Here is a 3835-nt window from a genome sequence, read left to right on the forward strand (position 1 = left end):
CTGAAAGTGGGAGTTGAGGGATTCGAACCCCCGACCCTCTGCTTGTAAGGCAGATGCTCTGAACCAGCTGAGCTAAACTCCCGTCGCTTATCAAACGGATTGCAAAGGTAGATTCTAATTTTTTAAAGGCAAATAAAATATTTGTTTCCTTTGCAAAGGTTTGAAAATGAGGGGTATTTTTTTTGTTTCCTTTAAATGAATTTTACTTCCCGCAGATTAACGCAGAAAAGGCCGCAGATTTTTTAATTGATATTGGCTGTGGTTTCAAACCTTCTGTCTCCTGTCTTCGGTCTTCCCAACTCGTTAATACCCGTATTTGCCCTTCCACTTTCCGGACAAATACTTCCGCAACTCATTTTCCCGGGTGTTTTCTCCCGGTTCGTAAAGTTTGGTTCCTTTGATTTCATCGGGTAAAAATTCCTGCTCAACAAAGTGGCCCGGGAAGTCATGGGAATACTTGTAAGCCTTGCCGTAGTTCAAGTCCTTCATCAGCTTTGTAGGAGCATTTCTGAGATGAAGTGGCACAGATAGATCTCCTTTTTCACGAACTAAGGCTTGGGCTTGATTGATCGCCACGTAAGAAGCGTTGCTCTTTGGAGAGCTGGCCAAATAGGTCACGCATTGCGAAAGAATGATTCTGGCCTCAGGGTAGCCGATGATTTTGACTGCTTCGAAGCAATTCGTGGCCAAAAGCAAGGCATTTGGGTTTGCGTTACCGATGTCTTCTGAGGAGAGGATGACCAGGCGTCTTGCGATGAATTTGACATCTTCTCCGCCTTCAATCATCCGTGCCAACCAGTAAACAGCTGCGTTCGGATCCGACCCACGAATCGATTTGATAAAGGCTGAAATGATGTCATAATGCTGCTCGCCAGATTTGTCATATAGCGCTACTTTTTGCTGAGCAATCTTCATCACGATTTCGTCCGTGATTACACAGGGATTCTCGTTGATGCCGTTGATGACGATTTCCAGAAGATTGAGGAGTTTTCTGCCATCACCGCCGGAGATTCGAAGTAGAGCATCGATTTCTTTCAACTCAACGGTGATTTTCTTGAGATCGACATCTTTTTCAAGTGCCTGATGCATCATCGCCTCGAGTTCGGGTTTCCCCAAGGCATTGAGGGTGAAAACCTGACATCTGGACAGCAAGGCGGCGTTGATTTCAAAGGAAGGGTTTTCAGTCGTTGCACCGATCAAGCGGATGGTCCCCTTTTCCACAGCACCCAAAAGTGCGTCCTGCTGAGACTTATTGAAGCGGTGGATCTCGTCGATAAAGAGAACTACGCCTTGTTGAAATCGTGCTTTTTCAATCACTTCCCGAATGTCTTTCACGCCCGAACTGATCGCACTCAGGGTGTAGAATGGCGCTTTAATCTCATTGGCGATGATATTGGCGATGGTCGTTTTTCCCACACCTGGAGGCCCCCAAAGGATCAGAGAAGGCACATTTCCTGACTTGATGGCCTTGTGCAAAAAGGAATTGGGTGAAGATAAATGCTCCTGACCGATCAATTCTTCCAATCGGGTAGGACGCATGCGTTCGGCTAGGGGAGTGGGGTTCATTTTTTTAGAGGCAAGAGATAAGAAGAAAGAGGCTAGAAAGTATCAGTTAGCTAGATTTTAGTATCAAGAAAAGGGCCTTAATGGGCAGAATTTAGATGGCTTCAGTTGGTAATCCAAACGCAAATTAGGATAAAAAAAAGGCCTTTTAAGGACTGATTGTAATCGAATGGAGTGATTGAGTCAATCGCTGTCTGTTTTGTGGTTTTTTCTTCTTCCAGGTCGAAATCATTCTGTAATCCCAGCCAAAAAGTTGGAGTGGTTCCAAAAAATTTGGAAAACCTTAACGCTGAATCTGCGGTAATCCATCTTTTTCTCTGAATGATCTCAGAGATCCTTGTTTGAGGAATATGGGTTTCCTTGGCAAGTCTATATGCGGAGACTTTCATTGGTTTTAAGAATTCTTCTGACAGAATTTCGTCAGGATGAACGTTTTTGAGTTTGTCCATAATGTTGACTTTTATTTATAAGTCTCAAAGTCCACCAAAGCCTCATACCTTATGTTCAAATGAGTTAAATAGGTAAAATGGACTATTTCAAAATTTACGCTATTTAAACTAATTAGGATAGCCAATTTCCGAACCAAATTTTTATTTAGATTATTTCATTACGATTATTTGCGTGTTAGTCAAAAAATTAACTGAATATTAAATTTCAGAAAATCTTTTGATTAGCCGGTAAAAGAATAATTGATTATCACTAATTGGATGAAACCAAAGTATCTATTGACTTTTCTGACGGAAATGGATTTGTGGAAATTGTTATGGGTGAAAAAGTTGGAGTTAAGTATGCTGGGTCTGGTGAAAAAGCTATCATTACCAAAATAAGTGATTCCAAGGATGAGTATCTGATTTATTCCAAAATTCTCGTAACTGAATATGACAATACGAAACCTGATATTATTTTCAATTTGTCTTCGGATCAAGTAGTAAATCCAAACGGGCGTGTGCAAACTCTATCAGGAGGGCAAGCTTGGTTGTACAATGGCTGTGATCGAATATTCGATAAACCTGTGATTATCGTGGAGGGTTTTGATCCTACCAATGAAAATGATATTGATATCAGGCAGCTATTTAATATTGCTCAAAATGACATTGACCGAGGAAAAGCCTATCTCAATAGTCCGGCGGCTAGACAAATGCTACTCAGGAACAAAGGGGCCAATCCTCATTCTGATTTCACTGCTTTCCAGAATGAGTTTAATCAAATGGGTTTTCCTTCCCAGAATAATATTCGAAACATTTCCATCATCAATGCGAGCGAGCTAGGAATTACCCAATCCCCAATCGGTAATTTTAATCCTGGTGACCTATTGTTCAACGCGACCTCATTACATGGATTTGCCAATGTCGTAATCAAAAGTATCCATCCGACCAACCCATATTGTAAGTAAAAAAAATCATGTAGGGCGGTATTCCTTCCAGTTAGAGGGTAACAGCTGGTAGAGGCTTTTGTGGTTTATACTTTGGATTCGTTCGAAGACATCTTTGAGCCATTCAAACTCATGGATATTATTCTTTTTGCAGCTGGCCATGAACGAATACATCGCTGCGGTCATTTCGGCAGCCTCATGTGAACCGGCGAAGAGGTAGTTTTTTCTTCCTATGGCAAGTGGACGAACCGCATTTTCGACCAGGTTGTTGTCGATTTCCATCTGTCCGTGGAGTGTATAGGCACTAAGTCCTGCCCAGCGTTTGTGGGCATAGGCAATGGCTTCGCCCATTGGACTTGCCGGTCTGTACTTGTAAAGATTTTCTTTCAGCCAGCTACCCAGTGTTTCCAAAACGGGAACCGCATGTTTTTTTCTGGCCTCAGTCCGCTGTTCCCATGTCGCGTTTTCAGCATTCAATTTTTCTTCCAGCAGGTATAGCGTGCGCATTTGGTCCAGCACGTAGTTGGCCTGCTTTTCATCATCCTTAACCGCATCGACAAAATATCTGCGGGCATGGGCCATGCAGAAAGTCAGCTGGATATGGGGATGGTTGTCATACAGGATATGATAGACCTTATACCCATCGGTCTGGATGATTCCTTTAAAGTCTGCCAACATGGCTTTGGGGCCGGATTGATCCCGGCCTCTTCGGTAGTCAAACAGGACAAGCCGGTCCACCGGGGCATGATAGAGCCACATGTACCCCTGATGGATTCCGTTTTTGTGATCTCTGTCCAGAACTTTGATCGGTGTTTCGTCTACCTGGAGGTATTTTTGGTTGAGAACTATCAGCCGCATCAGCTCCCAGAGTGGCCTGATTTGCTCCCAACCCCTCATGAT

The 3835-nt window shown here is 43.1% G+C and carries 4 protein-coding genes and 1 tRNA gene; 1 reads left to right on the plus strand and 4 read right to left on the minus strand.

Features of this window, described 5'->3' with window-relative positions; translation table 11 throughout:
• Positions 1-7 precede the first annotated feature (7 nt).
• The 3 genes from C4S61_RS15295 to C4S61_RS15305 all read right to left on the minus strand — a co-directional run bounded on the left by C4S61_RS15295 (position 8) and on the right by C4S61_RS15305 (position 2012).
• Positions 8-82, minus strand: a tRNA-Val gene (locus C4S61_RS15295).
• A 221-nt stretch (positions 83-303) separates the two neighbouring features.
• Positions 304-1566, minus strand: coding sequence for a replication-associated recombination protein A (locus C4S61_RS15300; protein WP_103925677.1), 1263 nt, complete (start codon positions 1564-1566; stop codon positions 304-306).
• A gap of 101 nt (positions 1567-1667) precedes the next feature.
• Positions 1668-2012 carry a HigA family addiction module antitoxin gene (locus C4S61_RS15305; protein ID WP_103925678.1) on the minus strand — a complete coding sequence of 115 codons (345 nt, stop codon included), beginning with the start codon at positions 2010-2012 and terminating at the stop codon, positions 1668-1670.
• Between the two features lie 254 nt (positions 2013-2266).
• Here C4S61_RS15305 and C4S61_RS15310 point away from each other — a divergent pair, with 254 nt between their 5' ends.
• Complete coding sequence (locus C4S61_RS15310) at positions 2267-2956, plus strand: hypothetical protein (RefSeq protein WP_103925679.1); 690 nt, start codon at positions 2267-2269, stop codon at positions 2954-2956.
• A 6-nt stretch (positions 2957-2962) separates the two neighbouring features.
• Here the strand turns inward: C4S61_RS15310 and tnpC are convergent.
• Positions 2963-3835: IS66 family transposase (tnpC, locus tag C4S61_RS15315; RefSeq protein ID WP_146064423.1), on the minus strand; the 873-nt coding region annotated here is incomplete at its 5' end.

It is taken from the genome of Algoriphagus boritolerans DSM 17298 = JCM 18970, from assembly GCF_900108085.1.
Lineage (GTDB): Bacteria > Bacteroidota > Bacteroidia > Cytophagales > Cyclobacteriaceae > Algoriphagus > Algoriphagus boritolerans.

Excerpts from the sequence above, each read along its gene's own strand:
- C4S61_RS15300 (WP_103925677.1), bottom strand. The coding sequence starts at position 1,566 with ATGAACCCCACTCCCCTAGCCGAACGCATGCGTCCTACCCGATTGGAA.
- C4S61_RS15305 (WP_103925678.1), bottom strand. The coding sequence starts at position 2,012 with ATGGACAAACTCAAAAACGTTCATCCTGACGAAATTCTGTCAGAAGAA.